The sequence below is a fragment of the Ferruginibacter sp. SUN002 genome (assembly GCF_050611725.1).
In the GTDB taxonomy this organism is placed as follows: domain Bacteria; phylum Bacteroidota; class Bacteroidia; order Chitinophagales; family Chitinophagaceae; genus Ferruginibacter.
This window is the reverse complement of sequence record NZ_JBODJB010000001.1, coordinates 2,012,730-2,027,880: the sequence shown is the minus strand read 5'-3', so window position 1 is coordinate 2,027,880 and position 15,151 is coordinate 2,012,730. Positions and strand designations below refer to the sequence as shown.

The following is a 15,151-nucleotide window of genomic DNA, read 5'->3' as shown; positions in this document are numbered from 1 at the left end:
TAAAGATGATTTTTCCGGCACTTGATCAGGAAAAATTCAAAAAAAACTAACAAATCTGTCAAAAAAAATGATTTTTTCTGCTAAGTTTTCAAAATCCCAAAATTCATAGTGTGAATAAAAAAAGGGTAAATTTTTATAATTTACCCTTTTTTATTTAATTAAAATATTATCTAGACAAGGTATCTGGAAATGGCATCACCGTCGGCTGTTTCCAATAGCGACTGCCCCATCAGAAACTCATCTACCTTCTGAGCACAGTCTCTACCCTCTTTAATAGCCCAAACTACCAAAGATTGTCCCCTGCGTACATCACCTGCAGCAAATATTTTAGCTATACTGGTTTGATAGTTCTTTTCAGTTGCTTTTACATTACCTCTTTCATCCAGTTCAACTTCCAGTTGATTAATAGCGCCTTCATGTTGCGGATGTACAAATCCCATTGCTAAAAATGCATAATCGCACGGTATTTCTCTTTCACTTCCTGCAACCTCTACAAAACTTGCCGGTCTGCCATCTACTATCTTCCATTCAAGATCTACTAATTTTAATGCTTTCAGATTACCCTTACCGTCACCAATAAACTCTTTTGTTGCTACAGCCCATTTTCTATCACAACCTTCTTCATGCGATGAAGTGGTTTTTAATAACATAGGGTATGTTGGCCAAGGCATTTGATCATTTCTCTCTGCAGGTGGCTTAGGTAATAATTCGAATTGTGTAATTGATTTTGCTTTTTGACGGTTAGAAGTTCCTACACAGTCACTACCTGTATCACCACCACCTATCACAACAACATGCTTGCCCGTAACAATAATATCTTCTTCTTTGGTTGGGATATTTGCTACACGTTTGTTTTGTTGTTTTAAGAATTCCATTGCAAAATAAACACCTTTCTGATCTCTACCCGGAATCGGTAGATCTCTTGGTATGGTAGAGCCGCCTGCAAGTACAATGGCCTGATATTCTCTTACCAGATCGTTCACTGTAACGTCAACACCTACATTGGTATTATTTTTAAAAGTGATACCCTCTTCTTCCATTAATTTAACCCTGCGATCGATCACCCATTTTTCTAGTTTAAAATCAGGTATGCCGTACCGTAATAAACCTCCTGGTAGATCATCTCTTTCAAATACAGTAACACTGTGGCCGGCTACATTCAATTGTGCTGCAGCAGCAAGCCCGGCAGGGCCACTACCAACAACAGCTATCTTCTTCCCTGTTCTTGAAATTTGTTTTTGAGGCTGTACATATCCCTTCTCAAAAGCTATTTCAATGATATGCCTTTCAATTTCTTCAATTGTAATTGCCGGTTGGTTGATACCCAATACACAAGCTGTTTCGCAAGGTGCCGGGCATATTCTTCCCGTAAATTCAGGAAAGTTATTGGTAGATGATAATATCTCATACGCATCCTGCCAATTCTTACGATACACTGCATCGTTGAATTCAGGAATAACATTACCAAGAGGACATCCATTGTGACAAAAAGGAATACCACAATTCATACATCTACCAGACTGTTGATTCAACTTTTCATCAGTAAACTTTTCAATAAATTCTTTGTAGTCATTTACCCTTTCTGCTGCCGGACGTTTAGCAGGTAATTCTCTCGTAAATTCTAAAAAGCCTGTGGGTTTACCCATTTCGAATTAAAAATTAAAAATTAAAAATTAAAATCCTATGCTTTAACTTTTGCAGCTTTTGCCTGCAATACTTTTTTATAATCTGTAGGGAATACTTTTACAAAATTCTTCACCTGATTTTCAAAATCGTCTATTACAAATTTTGCAACAGTGCTATTTGTATAGTTATAGTGATTGGTGATCAGTTGCAATAAACCGGCTTTATCGTCATCTCCTACAGGATCAAGATCGACCATTTCTGTATTACACTGTTCTGCAAAAACTCCTTTCACATCATATATATATGCAATACCACCACTCATTCCTGCAGCAAAATTTCTACCTGTATCACCCAAAATAACTACTGTACCTCCTGTCATGTATTCGCAACCGTGATCTCCAACACCTTCTACAACAGCACTTACACCTGAGTTGCGTACAGCAAAACGTTCGCCACCTTTCCCTCTGATATAAGCCTCACCAGAGGTGGCACCATAAAACGCTACGTTACCAATAATGATATTATCTTCAGGAACAAAACTTGCCAGTTTATTCGGATAAACAACCAATCTTGCTCCACTTAATCCTTTACCGAAATAATCGTTAGCCCCACCTTCCAGTTCTAGTGTCAAACCTTTTGCATTGAATGCTCCGAAGCTTTGACCAGCAATACCTTTGAATTTGAAATGAATCGTGTCATCAGGTAATCCTTCGCCTTTATATTTCTTAGATATCTCGTTTGACAATATAGTACCTACTGTTCGATCCAGATTAATGATCGGGAAAGAGGCCGATACTTTCTCTCCATTTTCTAAAGCAGGTTTTGCCGCTTCTAGCAATTTCCAATCCAATACATTTTCCAATTCATGATCTTGCACTTCAGTATTGTACAAACCAACATGTGGTAACGCCGGTTCTTTGAAAAGAATTGGAGATAAATCCAGTTTACTGTATTTCCAGTGTTTGATATCTTCTTTTGCCTTTAAGCAATCAGCCTGACCAACCATTTCATTGATTGTTCTGAAACCTAACTCAGCCATGATCTCCCTCAACTCTTGTGTAAGGAATTTGAAAAGATTCACAACATGATCAGCATTACCACTGAAACGTTTTCTTAATTCAGGATCTTGCGTAGCAACACCAACCGGGCAAGTATTCAAATGACATTTACGCATCATGATACAACCTTCGGTCACTAGCGCTGCCGTAGCTACACCCCATTCTTCCGCACCCAATAAAGTTGCAATAGCAATATCTCTACCTGTTTTTAATTGTCCGTCTGTTTGTAATACAACACGGCTTCTTAATTTATTTCGTACTAACGTCTGTTGAGCTTCTGCTAAACCAAGTTCCCAAGGCAATCCGGCATGTTTAATAGAACTGATCGGTGATGCGCCGGTACCTCCATCAAAACCTGAGATCAACACAACATCTGCTTTAGCTTTTGTAACACCTGCAGCAATTGTACCAACACCTGCTTTAGAAACCAATTTCACATTGATCCTTGCAGCCCTGTTTGAATTTTTAAGATCATAGATCAACTGAGCAAGATCTTCAATAGAATAAATATCATGGTGTGGTGGTGGAGAGATCAAACCTACGCCTGGTGTAGAGTGACGGGTTTTACCGATCCAATCATCTACTTTATGCCCAGGCAACTGACCACCTTCACCAGGTTTAGCGCCTTGTGCCATTTTAATTTGCAACTCATCTGCCTCGGTTAAATAGTAGCTGGTAACACCAAACCTTGCTGATGCAACTTGTTTGATGGCACTACGCATACTATCGCCGTTAGGTAGTGGTGTATAACGCATGATATCTTCACCGCCTTCACCGGTATTACTTTTACCACCTAAACGATTCATTGCAATTGCTAATGTACTATGTGCTTCATGCGATATAGATCCAAAACTCATTGCACCTGTAGCAAAACGCTTATAAATGTTTTCTGCAGGCTCAACTTCATCAATTGAAATAGATTTTCTGTTCGGATTGAATTCAAATAAACCTCTTAACGTGCAAGCTTTTACACTTTGGTCGTTTACAAGCTTTGAATATTTTTTAAATGTGTTGTAATCATTCAGTTTGGTTGAATATTGCAACAAATGGATCGTTTGTGGATTGAACAAATGCACTTCTCCTTTACGTTTCCACTGATAAACCCCACCAACTGAAAGTCTGTCGACGGGCACATCTTTTTTACTGAATGCGTATTGATGTTTAGCAAGATTCTCTTTTGCTATTTCATCTAATCCCATACCTTCAATACGGGATACGGCTCCTGTGAAATATTTATCAACTACCGTTTTATTTAAACCAATGATCTCAAATATTTGTGCACCTTGATAAGATTGTAATGTTGAAATACCCATTTTAGAGAATACTTTCAACAACCCATCTTTAACTGCTTTGGTATAATTCTTTTTTAATTTTTCTACATCAAGATCGGTATCCAATCTGCCGGTCAACTTCATGTCACGGATACTCGAAAGTGCCAGATATGGATTGATGGCAGTTGCACCGAAAGCCAACAAACATGCGAAGTGATGCACTTCCCAAACATCTCCTGCTTCTACAACCAACCCTACACTACCACGTAAGCCTTTACGAATAAGGTGATGGTGCACTGCAGCTGTAGCCAGTAATGATGGGATAGGCGCATGATCTGAATCGATTGGTCTGTTGGTCAATATCAATACTTCAAATCCATCTTCAACAGCATCTACAGCATAACGACAAACTCTATCCAATGCTTTTTTCAAAGAATCCGGTTTACCATCTGCCCTATAATATATTTGTAATGTTTTTGCCTGAAAAATACCCGTATCTATACTCCTGATCTTCTCTAGTTCGTGATTAGATAAAACAGGATGTTTCAATGCTACGGTATGACAGTGTAATGGATCTTCCACCAACACATTACCATTGTTACCAACAAAAGTTGCTAAAGACATTACCAATCTTTCTCTGATAGGATCGATCGGCGGGTTGGTTACCTGCGCAAATAATTGTTTAAAATAAGAACTTAAGTGTTGTGGCTGATCACTTAAAATTGCCAATGGTGTATCCGTACCCATAGAACCGATCGGCTCCTTACCATCTAATGCCATTGGGGCAATAATCGTATCAAGGTCTTCTGTCGAATAACCGAATGCTTTTTGATATTTATATATCTGATCATGTTCCAAATGAGTAAACATTACTCTTGGCTCAGGCAATTCTTCCAAACGTATTTTGTATTTATTCAGCCAGTCACCATAAGGTTTTTGAGAACAAATAGTTTGTTTAACTTCTTCATCGCTGATGATCCTTCCCTGTTCCATATCCACAACGAACATCTTGCCCGGTTGCAAACGACCATTTTCTTTTACCAGTTTTGGATCGATGATCAATGCACCCGATTCTGACGCCATTACCACTCTATCATCATGTGTAACACAATATCTTGAGGGACGAAGTCCGTTTCTATCTAATGTAGCACCGATAATCTTTCCATCAGTAAATGAAATAGACGCAGGACCATCCCACGGTTCCATGATAGATGCATGGTATTCATAGAATGCTTTTTTTACAGGATCCATTTTATCATCACCATCCCATGCTTCGGGGATCAGCATCATCATTACATGAGGAATTGACCTGCCGGAAAGGACTAGCATTTCGATCATATTATCCAAACAAGCAGAGTCTGATTGTTCGCCAACTACAATCGGTGTAAGCATTTCAATTTCTTCAGGAGTGAAAAACGGCGATTCAAAACTGTGTTCACCAGCTTTTAACCAGTTTAGGTTTCCTTGCAACGTATTGATCTCACCATTGTGAGCTATATAACGGAATGGCTGAGCCAATTTCCAAGAAGGGAAAGTATTAGTTGCAAAACGAGAGTGTACCAAACCAAACGCCGATACTACTCTTTTGTTAGTAAGGTCGGTAAAATAATTTCTCACCTGAATACTTCTTAGCTGCCCTTTATAAACAACAGTTTTGCTTGATAAGGATGCTATATAAAAACCAATTGCATCTTTACGAACAGTGTTGGTAATAGTATGACTTGCATAATTACGTAAAACAAATAGTTTACGTTCAAAATCGTCATTAGATTTAATATGATCAGGGCAAGCGATGAACACATGTTCAATTACCGGTTCAACAGATAGAGCAGTTGGGCCAATATCGGAAGTATTTACAGGTACACTTCTATAGCAAAGTATCTCAAGTCCGAGTTTTTCTGCAGCTCTGCTAAAAATTTCCCTGCATTCTTCCCTTAATTTGATTTCTTTAGGGAAAAATACTACCCCCACGCCATATTTACCAAAAGATGGAAGGTGTACGCCTAATTTGACGCATTCATCGAAGAAAAATTCGTGAGGTATCTGAATAAAGATACCAGCTCCGTCTCCGGAGTTCTTTTCACTTCCGGTAGCACCCCGGTGTTCCATATTTTCCAATATGGTCAGAGCGTCCGAAATATTCTGGTGAGATTTGTTCCCCTTAATATTGGCTACAAATCCGATACCACATGAATCATGTTCAAACTCGGGAGAATATAAACCAGTGTTATTTGCCATAAGTATAAAACAGTTAATATTTAATTTTATTCTTCGGCAGCGATCGTTAGCTGCGAATTTACTTAATAATTGTTAAAATTCCATGACATAGACCATAAAACGCTACACTAAAAGACCGAAAACGTTGTCATCTGTCTTTAATTCGGTATAATTTATTTGATATTTTCTAAGATTAGCTATCAGCTTTTCATAGTCGCTTCTTTGCTTCAGTTCAAGACCAACTAAAGCCGGCCCGGTCTCTTTATTATTTTTTTGAATATATTCGAACCTCGTAATGTCGTCATTAGGACCAAGCACATCGTTTACAAATTGTTTTAAGGCTCCGGGGCGTTGTGCAAATCGAATTAAAAAATAATGCTTTAATCCTTCGTATTGTAAAGACCTTTCTTTGATCTCCTGCATTCGGTCGATATCGTTATTACCTCCGCTTAAAATGCAAACAACATTCTTTCCTTTAATTTCATCAGCATAATATTCCAATGCAGCAATCGATAATGCACCCGCAGGTTCGGCAACAATCGCATCCTGATTGTATAGTTTCAAAATAGTTGTACAAACTTTTCCTTCGGGAACCAACCTGATCTCATCCACAACATCTTTACAAATGTTGAATGGAATGTCTCCTACCCTTTTTACGGCAGCCCCATCTACAAAGCGATCGATCTTTTCCAATGTCACAGGGTGTCCGGCCTTGATCGATACTTCCATTCCGGGAGCCCCTGCAGGCTCAACACCAATTATTTTTGTTTTGGGAGATGTTGATTTAAAATAAAGACCCATTCCAGCACTTAGTCCTCCGCCACCGATCGGTACAAATAGATAATCAATGTCTTTCAGATCTTCCAATATTTCGATAGCAACTGTACCTTGTCCTTCAATGATCTTATAATCATCAAAAGCCGAGATAAAGGTCATATCATGCTCTTGTGTATATTGTTTTGCTGCGGCTGCACAATCATCGTAAGTATCTCCAACCAATTTAACTTCGATGTTATCTCCGCCAAACATTTTGGTTTGATGTATCTTTTGATTGGGTGTAGTAACGGGCATGAATACAACACCTTTTACATTTAATTTTTTACAACTAAACGCTACTCCCTGAGCATGGTTGCCGGCACTTGCACATACTACTCCTTTTTGTAATTTTTCTGCAGGAATAGTACTCATCATATTATAAGCACCCCGTATTTTATAAGAGCGTACAACCTGTAGATCTTCTCTCTTTAAATAAACATTGCAGTTGTATTTTTTAGAGATATTCTGATTCAGTTGCAAAGGAGTTCTTACAACAATACCTTTTAAACGCTGCACTGCTGCTGCGAAGTCGAGGATTGATGTATTTGTAGTTTCACTCATTGTTTAATAAGTTTAAAAGGTTTAAAAGGTTCAAAATGTTACCCCGGTTTCAACAACCTTTGCAACCTATTAAACCTTTTAAACCTATAAAACTGTTTATGCATTCGTTGCAATCGTCTTCATATCTGTCATTGCCTGACGCAATACTGCACCAACTGCCTCAATAGGATGCTGACGAATTTCTTTATTCACTAAAACTAACTCTCTGTTATCTACTCCTGCATCTTTACCTGCATTGAAGTTTTTGCCGATGATATCAGTGTCAACTGTTTTCATGAATTCAGCCAACAATGGTTTACATGCATGATCAAATAAATAACAACCATATTCCGCAGTATCAGAGATCACACGATTCATTTCAAATAATTTTTTACGTGCAATAGTGTTAGCGATCAATGGAGTTTCGTGCAATGATTCGTAGTAAGCAGATTCAGGTTTGATACCGGCTTCAACCATTGTTTCAAAAGCTAATTCTACACCAGCTCTGATGAAAGCAACCATTAATAATGCGTTATCGAAATATTCCTGTTCAGCAATTTTCATATCACCTGCCGGAGTTTTTTCAAAAGCAGTTTCGCCTGTTGCAGCTCTCCATGCCAATAGATTTTTATCGCCTGCAGCCCAATCTTCCATCATCACTCTTGAAAATTCACCGCTCATGATATCATCCTGATGTTTTTGGAACAACGGACGCATGATCACTTTCAACTCTTGTGAAATTTCAAAACATTTAATTTTTGCAGGATTAGACAATCTATCCATCATACCGGTGATACCACCTTGTTTCAAAGCCTCAGTTATAACTTCAACACCGTATTGTACTAATTTAGATGCATAACTTTTTTCGATCCCTTTTTCAACCATTTTATCGAAAGATAAAATTGAACCGGTTTGTAACAAACCACAAAGAATAGTCTGTTCACCCATCAAGTCAGATTTTACTTCTGCAACAAATGAAGACAATAAAACCCCTGCTCTGTGACCACCTGTTCCCACTGCATAAGCTTTTGCTTGCGCCAATCCTTTTCCTTCAGGATCATTTTCAGGGTGCACTGCAATTAAGGTAGGTACACCAAAACCTCTCACATATTCTGCTCTTACTTCAGAACCCGGGCATTTGGGAGCCACCATGATAACAGTAATATCTTTACGAATTTGCATCCCTTCTTCAACGATATTAAAACCATGAGAATAAGAAAGCGTTGCGCCTTTTTTCATCAATGGCATAACTGCACTTACTACTGAAGTATGTTGTTTATCCGGAGTAAGATTACTTACTAAATCAGCTGTAGGAATTAATTCTTCATAGGTTCCAACAGTGAAGCCATTTTCAGAAGCATTCTTCCATGATTGTCTTTTTTCTGCGATTGCATCGGCACGTAAAGCATAAGATACATCCAAGCCGGAATCTCTCAAGTTCAAACCTTGGTTTAAACCCTGAGCTCCTGCCCCTACGATCACAATTTTTTTACCTTTTAAAGCATTGATACCATCAGAAAATTCACTTCTGTCCATGAACGTACACACACCTAATTGATTTAGTTTTTCTCTAAGCGGTAATGTGTTGAAATAATTAGTCATTGTTAGTTTTATTTTAAATGTTGATTGTTTAAGAATTTATTTTGCTTTTAATATTTTTTCTTATTGCCATTGCATAACCGAGATGCAATGCATCATGAACTGCAAAGAACTTGATGGCATCATCAATATTATTCAATGCAAATCCATAAGATGTTGTGTAAGGCTGATATTTTGTAAAAACGTTTCCAGCTTTTACATCTTTCTCAAGTGCATCAATATTCGACACCATATATTCTTTGAATTGATCGATCTCTTCTTTTGAAATATATCGCTCCGGTTTTGTTCCTTTCTTGAAATCTGTAATTGATTCAGGCACTACATTCATTGCAACTCCTGAAAGCCCATTGCATAGGCCTTGTTGTGCTGCAATAATATGACCAAAGTTCCATGCAATATTATTGCTCATGCCTTCGGGTATTTCATTCAATTCGTCGATAGATAATCCATCTACAATTTTCAAAAAAAGATTTCTTGTTTGTCTTATTAAATCAAATTGCCTTTCCATTCTTATCAATTTTACATTGTGAACACTTGTTCCTGCTGATTTAAAAACTCATTTTCAACAGCATCTTCACCCGGTTCTCTTTCTTCAAACTGTTGTAATTTTTCATGAAACCCGCTACTATCTTTAATGATGGCAATTCTTGCACTGCGGACAAATTCTATCAACCCAAATTGACCAAATACTTTTATCAATCGATCCGTTTCTTCTCTATGCCCGGTTGTTTCAAAAATGGTGTAGTCTTTTGTAATAGCAATTACCCTTGCACCAAATTGTCTGAGCAATCTTTCAACTTTTACAATATCTGCAATGATACCTGTCGGTACTTTATATAAAGCAACCTCCTGCCAAACCAATTCATCATTGGTATTGAAATAAACTTTCAAGACTTCAACTTGCTTTTCTATCTGACGGCAAAGTTTACGAACCACATCTTCGTATTCATTGATCACAATTGTAAATCGATGAATGTTTTCTATTTCCGAAGGAGATGTATTTAAACTTTCAACATTGATCTTTCTACGAGAAAACATAATTGCAATACGACTTAGCAACCCAACCTGATTTTCTGTGTAAACAGTTATTGTAAATTCCAGTTTACCGGATTTATCAACAATTACCTGCCCACCGGGAGGAGTGGTTATATCAAGATTCTCTATATTCGTTTCTTTAGACATAATTTCTTTTTTAAAGTTCTTCTTTACTTAAAATAATTTCGGCCACCCCCCTGCCTTGCGGCACCATCGGGAATACATTATTTTCTTTGCCGACCATTACTTCCAACAAATAGGAGCCTTCGTGTTTCAACATTGTATTTAATGCATTTTTAAGGTGTTCTCTTTTGCAGATGCTACGTGCCTCAATTTTATAAGCATTTGCCAGTTGCACATAATCCGGACTTGTGATATCAACAAATGAATATCTTTTTTCATGGAACAATTGTTGCCATTGACGTACCATTCCTAAGAATTGATTATTTAAAATAATGATCTTTACATCAACATCAAATTGCATGATGGTTCCCAATTCCTGCAATGTCATTTGAAAGCCGCCATCACCGATAATGGCTACCACAGTACGTTTGGGCGCTCCGTACTTTGCTCCGATCGCTGCAGGCAATGCAAAACCCATGGTACCAGCACCACCTGATGTGATATTACTTTTTGACTGATTGAATTTTGCATAGCGGCAAGTTACCATTTGGTGTTGACCAACATCGGTTACAATAATTGCATCACCATCTGTTAATTCATTCAGTACTTTTATTACTTCACCCATTGTGAGAATTTCTCCTGTTGGATTCAATTCATCTTTGATGACCATTTCTGCTTCTTTACGGATATGCTCATGAAACTTTTTGATCCAATCTTTATGATTTTTTTTCTCAATCAATTTCGTAAGCATTGGTAATGTCTCTTTACAATCGCCCCAAACAGGAATGGTTGTTTTCACATTTTTATCTATCTCTGCAGGATCAATATCTAGGTGAATAACCTTAGCTTGTTTTGCATATTTATCCAAACGCCCTGTTACACGATCATCAAAACGCATACCGACAGCGATCAATACATCACATTCGTTGGTCAATACATTGGGGCCATAGTTACCATGCATACCCAGCATACCAACGTTTAACGGATGATCTGTTTCAAGAGCACTCAATCCTAAGATCGTCCATGCAGCAGGTAGGCCTCCTTTTTCAATGAAAGCTTTGAACTCCTTTTCTGCTTTGCCTAAAATGATACCCTGACCAAAAATTACAAATGGTCTTTTTGCTTCGTTGATCAATTTCGCCGCTTCCTCTACATACTTTTTACGAACAATTGGCTTTGGACGATAGCTTCGAATATGATCACATTTTTTATACCCTTCGTAATCGAATTTTTGTAATTGTGCATTCTTTGTAATATCTATCAACACAGGGCCGGGACGGCCTGTTGCTGCGATGTAAAATGCTTTCGCTAACACACTTGGAATTTCAGTAGCATCAGTAACCTGATAATTCCATTTTGTAACAGGTGTTGTAATATTAATTACATCTACTTCCTGAAAAGCATCTGTACCTAACAAATGAGCAAATACTTGTCCGGTGATACATACCAACGGAGTGCTATCAATCATTGCATCTGCCAAACCTGTTACAAGGTTTGTTGCACCGGGACCGCTTGTTGCAAAAACCACACCTACCTTGCCTGATGAACGGGCATAGCCTTGTCCGGCGTGTATGCCTCCCTGTTCGTGACGAACTAAAATATGTTTTAGTTTATCAGCATAATCATACAATGCATCGTAGATAGGCATAATGGCTCCGCCCGGATAACCAAAAATGGTATCCACGTCCTCTGCAACCAATGCTTCTAACACAGCTTGAGAACCGCTGATGTTTTGAATTGGTGTAGTTGCCTTTTCTTGTTCTGTTATTTCAAGAGTTTCCATAACCCAGTTTTTAGTTTATAGTTTATAGTTAAGAATTAAGCGTTGCAAAAACGCTTAATTCTTAACTATAAATTTTTAATTGTTTAAGCTTCATCTGTTACACAACCCTCAGAAGCGTCTTTCACACACATTGCATATTTATACAACACTCCTTTCGTTACTTTCAATGCCGGTTGCTTCCAGTTTTTACGTCTTTCTGCTATCACTTCATCTGTCACTTTAAGGTTGATCTTGTTGTTGGCAGCATCCAGTTCAATAATATCATCGTCCTGTACCAATGCGATCACACCACCTTCAAATGCTTCAGGAGTGATATGACCGACGACAAAACCATGAGATCCTCCACTGAATCTTCCGTCAGTGATCAAGGCTACATCTTTACCTAAACCTGCACCCATAATGGCTGAAGTAGGTTTCAACATCTCAGGCATACCCGGTGCACCTTTCGGACCTTCGTATCTTATTACTACTACATCACCTTTTTTAACCCTTCCATTTGCAATACCAGCTACCAGATCTTTTTCACCATCAAACACTCTTGCAGGCCCCTCAAAACGTTCGCCTTCTTTACCACTTATTTTTGCAACACTGCCCTTCTCTGCAAGATTTCCATAAAGGATCTGTAAGTGTCCTGTTACTTTCAAAGGTTGTTCTAAAGGGAATATAATTTTTTGAGTATCGAAATTTAAATCCGGAACATTTGCCAAGTTCTCTGCAACCGTTTTACCCGTTACCGTTAGGCAATCACCATGTAACAATCCTTTTTGCAATAAATATTTCATTACAGAAGGCACCCCTCCATGAGCATGTAATTCCTGCATTAAATATTTTCCGCTTGGTTTAAAATCTGCCAACACCGGTGTAATATCACTGATGCGTTGGAAATCATCTTGCGTAAGATCCACATCTACACTCTTTGCCATTGCGATCAAATGCAATACCGCATTTGTACTACCGCCAAAAATCATGATGGTAACGATGGCATTTTCAAATGCTTTCTTCGTCATGATGTCTCTTGGCTTGATATCTTTTTCTAATAAAATCTTTATCGCTGCTCCTGCATCTAAACATTCTTTTTGCTTATCATCACTGATTGCCGGATTGGATGATGAATAAGGCAAACTCATACCCAATGCTTCAATTGCCGAAGCCATTGTATTAGCAGTGTACATACCGCCACAAGCACCTGCACCCGGACAACTATGTTTCACCACTTCTTTAAAATCTTCCGGTGTAATTGTACCAGCCAATTTTTTACCCAATGCTTCAAAAGAAGAAATGATATTCAGCTCCTCTCCTTTATGATAACCCGGCGCAATGGTTCCGCCATATACCATAATAGAAGGACGATTCAAACGTCCCATCGCCATAATAGCACCCGGCATGTTTTTATCACAACCCGGTAAAGCAATCAACCCATCATAATAAAATCCACCACAAACACTTTCAATACTATCTGCAATTAGATCACGGCTCACCAACGAATAACGCATACCATCAGTACCATTGCTGATACCATCGCTGATACCGATCGTATTAAATATCAATCCTACTAAATCGTTTTTCCACACACCTTCTTTAACTACTTTTGCAAGGTCATTCAAGTGCATGTTACAAGTGTTCCCATCATAACCCATGCTTGCAATACCTACCTGTGCTTTTTTCAAGTCATCTTCTGTTAACCCAATGCCGTACAACATGGCTTGTGCTGCCGGTTGTGTTTCGTCCTGTGTAAGTACTTTACTGTATTTGTTTAGTTCCATTCTCTTGTTTGTTTAAAAGGTTTAATGGGTTTAATAGGTTTAATGGGTTTAATAGGTTTAATGGGTTTAATAGGTTTAAAAAGTTTAATAGGTTTAAAAAGTTTAAAAGGTTAATAAAACATGCTGAACCTTTTAAACATCTTCAACTTCTTAAACTTATATTATCGTTGATTTTCGTAATTCTACATTTTCTAAGTTAACATCTCCCGAAACCCGCCCATGAATATATTCGCATATCAATTCTCCTACTGTACTGGTAAAATAGAAATTGATCGGATCTACATCCTTTGTTACAAATAAATTTTTTATCGTCCATTCAACTCCACTGCGTACTAACGCAGCTTCTTCTTTTAACCCAAAATATTCCAACATCATTGCTGCGGATAATATTGAACCGATCGGGTTGGCAATGTCTTTACCGGCCGCCTGAGGATAAGAACCATGAATTGGTTCAAACAAAGCCGTAGAGTTACCAATGGCCATTGAAGGCAATAATCCTACCGAACCACTAACCACACAAGCTTCTTGGCTTAAAATATCTCCAAATAAATTTTCTGTAAGAATTACATCAAATTGTTTTGGGTTGATGATGAGTTGCATCGCTGCATTATCAACATACATAAAATCAACCTTCACATCCGAATATTGCAATGCAATGTCTTTCACTACTTTTCTCCAAAGTTTTGATGTTTCTAATGCATTTGACTTATCTATCAGCGTTAGTTTCTTTCTTCTTTTTTGTGCATCTTTAAATGCCAGATGACTGATACGTTCTATATCGGCCGCTGTATAGGTACATTCTTCAGTTGCCCATGTATGATCTTCACTGGTCTTCTTTTCACCGAAATAAATACCTCCGGTTAATTCACGATAAACAACAAAATCAACATCTTCAATTCTTTTCTCTTTTAAAGGAGACAAATGATTCAAAGAAGGGTATGCAGTTATCGGACGAATATTTGCATACAGTTGCAATATCTTTCTTAATTTAAATAAACCTTGTTCAGGCCTTACTTTGGCTGTGGGGTCATTATCATATTTTGGATCTCCTATCGCACCAAATAGAATAGCATCACTGTTCAAACAAACTTCAATGGTTGCATCAGGTAAAGGATTACCGGTTGCTTCAATAGCAACAGCCCCCATCAAACAATTGTTGTATACGAATTCATGTCCGAACTTTTCAGCAATCGCATCTAATACTCTAATGGACTGCTGCGTTACTTCGGGGCCAATCCCATCGCCTAATATAACTGCAATATTTTTTTTCATGTTGAACTATTTGCCCTGATCGTTAATAGGGCAATTGAGAATAACTAT

At 38.0% G+C, this 15,151-nt stretch carries 9 protein-coding genes; all 9 read right to left on the bottom strand.

The features are described from left to right. Window positions 1–170: 170 nt before the first annotated feature. Window positions 171–1,646: a glutamate synthase subunit beta gene (locus tag ACQ33O_RS09140; protein WP_430995266.1), complete on the bottom strand. Its 1,476-nt coding sequence runs from the start codon at window positions 1,644–1,646 to the stop codon at window positions 171–173. Between the two features lie 35 nt (window positions 1,647–1,681). Further along, window positions 1,682–6,193, bottom strand: a complete 4,512-nt coding sequence (gene gltB, locus ACQ33O_RS09135) for a glutamate synthase large subunit (protein ID WP_430995265.1) — start codon at window positions 6,191–6,193, stop codon at window positions 1,682–1,684. A 102-nt stretch (window positions 6,194–6,295) separates the two neighbouring features. Continuing rightward, on the bottom strand, window positions 6,296–7,549 hold the full coding sequence (ilvA, locus tag ACQ33O_RS09130; RefSeq protein ID WP_430995264.1) for a threonine ammonia-lyase IlvA: 1,254 nt from the start codon (window positions 7,547–7,549) through the stop codon (window positions 6,296–6,298). Between the two features lie 96 nt (window positions 7,550–7,645). Next, on the bottom strand, window positions 7,646–9,130 hold the full coding sequence (gene ilvC / locus ACQ33O_RS09125) for a ketol-acid reductoisomerase (RefSeq protein WP_430995263.1): 1,485 nt from the start codon (window positions 9,128–9,130) through the stop codon (window positions 7,646–7,648). A 28-nt stretch (window positions 9,131–9,158) separates the two neighbouring features. Then, window positions 9,159–9,635, bottom strand: coding sequence for a DinB family protein (locus ACQ33O_RS09120; RefSeq protein WP_430995262.1), 477 nt, complete (start codon window positions 9,633–9,635; stop codon window positions 9,159–9,161). 11 nt (window positions 9,636–9,646) lie between these two features. Further along, window positions 9,647–10,309 (bottom strand): acetolactate synthase small subunit, encoded by a 663-nt coding sequence (gene ilvN, locus ACQ33O_RS09115; protein WP_430995261.1) that lies wholly within the window; start codon window positions 10,307–10,309, stop codon window positions 9,647–9,649. A 10-nt stretch (window positions 10,310–10,319) separates the two neighbouring features. Further along, the gene (gene ilvB, locus ACQ33O_RS09110; protein ID WP_430995260.1) at window positions 10,320–12,068 is read right to left on the bottom strand and encodes a biosynthetic-type acetolactate synthase large subunit; all 1,749 of its coding nucleotides are present in this window, start codon (window positions 12,066–12,068) and stop codon (window positions 10,320–10,322) included. An 83-nt stretch (window positions 12,069–12,151) separates the two neighbouring features. After that, window positions 12,152–13,831, bottom strand: a complete 1,680-nt coding sequence (ilvD, locus tag ACQ33O_RS09105) for a dihydroxy-acid dehydratase (protein ID WP_430995259.1) — start codon at window positions 13,829–13,831, stop codon at window positions 12,152–12,154. A gap of 156 nt (window positions 13,832–13,987) precedes the next feature. Beyond that, on the bottom strand, window positions 13,988–15,103 hold the full coding sequence (gene leuB / locus ACQ33O_RS09100) for a 3-isopropylmalate dehydrogenase (protein WP_430995258.1): 1,116 nt from the start codon (window positions 15,101–15,103) through the stop codon (window positions 13,988–13,990). Window positions 15,104–15,151: the final 48 nt, after the last annotated feature.

Coding starts and splice junctions, on each gene's coding strand:
- ACQ33O_RS09120 (WP_430995262.1), bottom strand. CDS start 9,635: ATGGAAAGGCAATTTGATTTAATAAGACAAACAAGAAATCTTTTTTTG.
- ilvB (WP_430995260.1), bottom strand. CDS start 12,068: ATGGAAACTCTTGAAATAACAGAACAAGAAAAGGCAACTACACCAATT.
- ACQ33O_RS09140 (WP_430995266.1), bottom strand. CDS start 1,646: ATGGGTAAACCCACAGGCTTTTTAGAATTTACGAGAGAATTACCTGCT.
- leuB (WP_430995258.1), bottom strand. CDS start 15,103: ATGAAAAAAAATATTGCAGTTATATTAGGCGATGGGATTGGCCCCGAA.
- ilvA (WP_430995264.1), bottom strand. CDS start 7,549: ATGAGTGAAACTACAAATACATCAATCCTCGACTTCGCAGCAGCAGTG.
- ilvC (WP_430995263.1), bottom strand. CDS start 9,130: ATGACTAATTATTTCAACACATTACCGCTTAGAGAAAAACTAAATCAA.
- ilvD (WP_430995259.1), bottom strand. CDS start 13,831: ATGGAACTAAACAAATACAGTAAAGTACTTACACAGGACGAAACACAA.
- ilvN (WP_430995261.1), bottom strand. CDS start 10,309: ATGTCTAAAGAAACGAATATAGAGAATCTTGATATAACCACTCCTCCC.
- gltB (WP_430995265.1), bottom strand. CDS start 6,193: ATGGCAAATAACACTGGTTTATATTCTCCCGAGTTTGAACATGATTCA.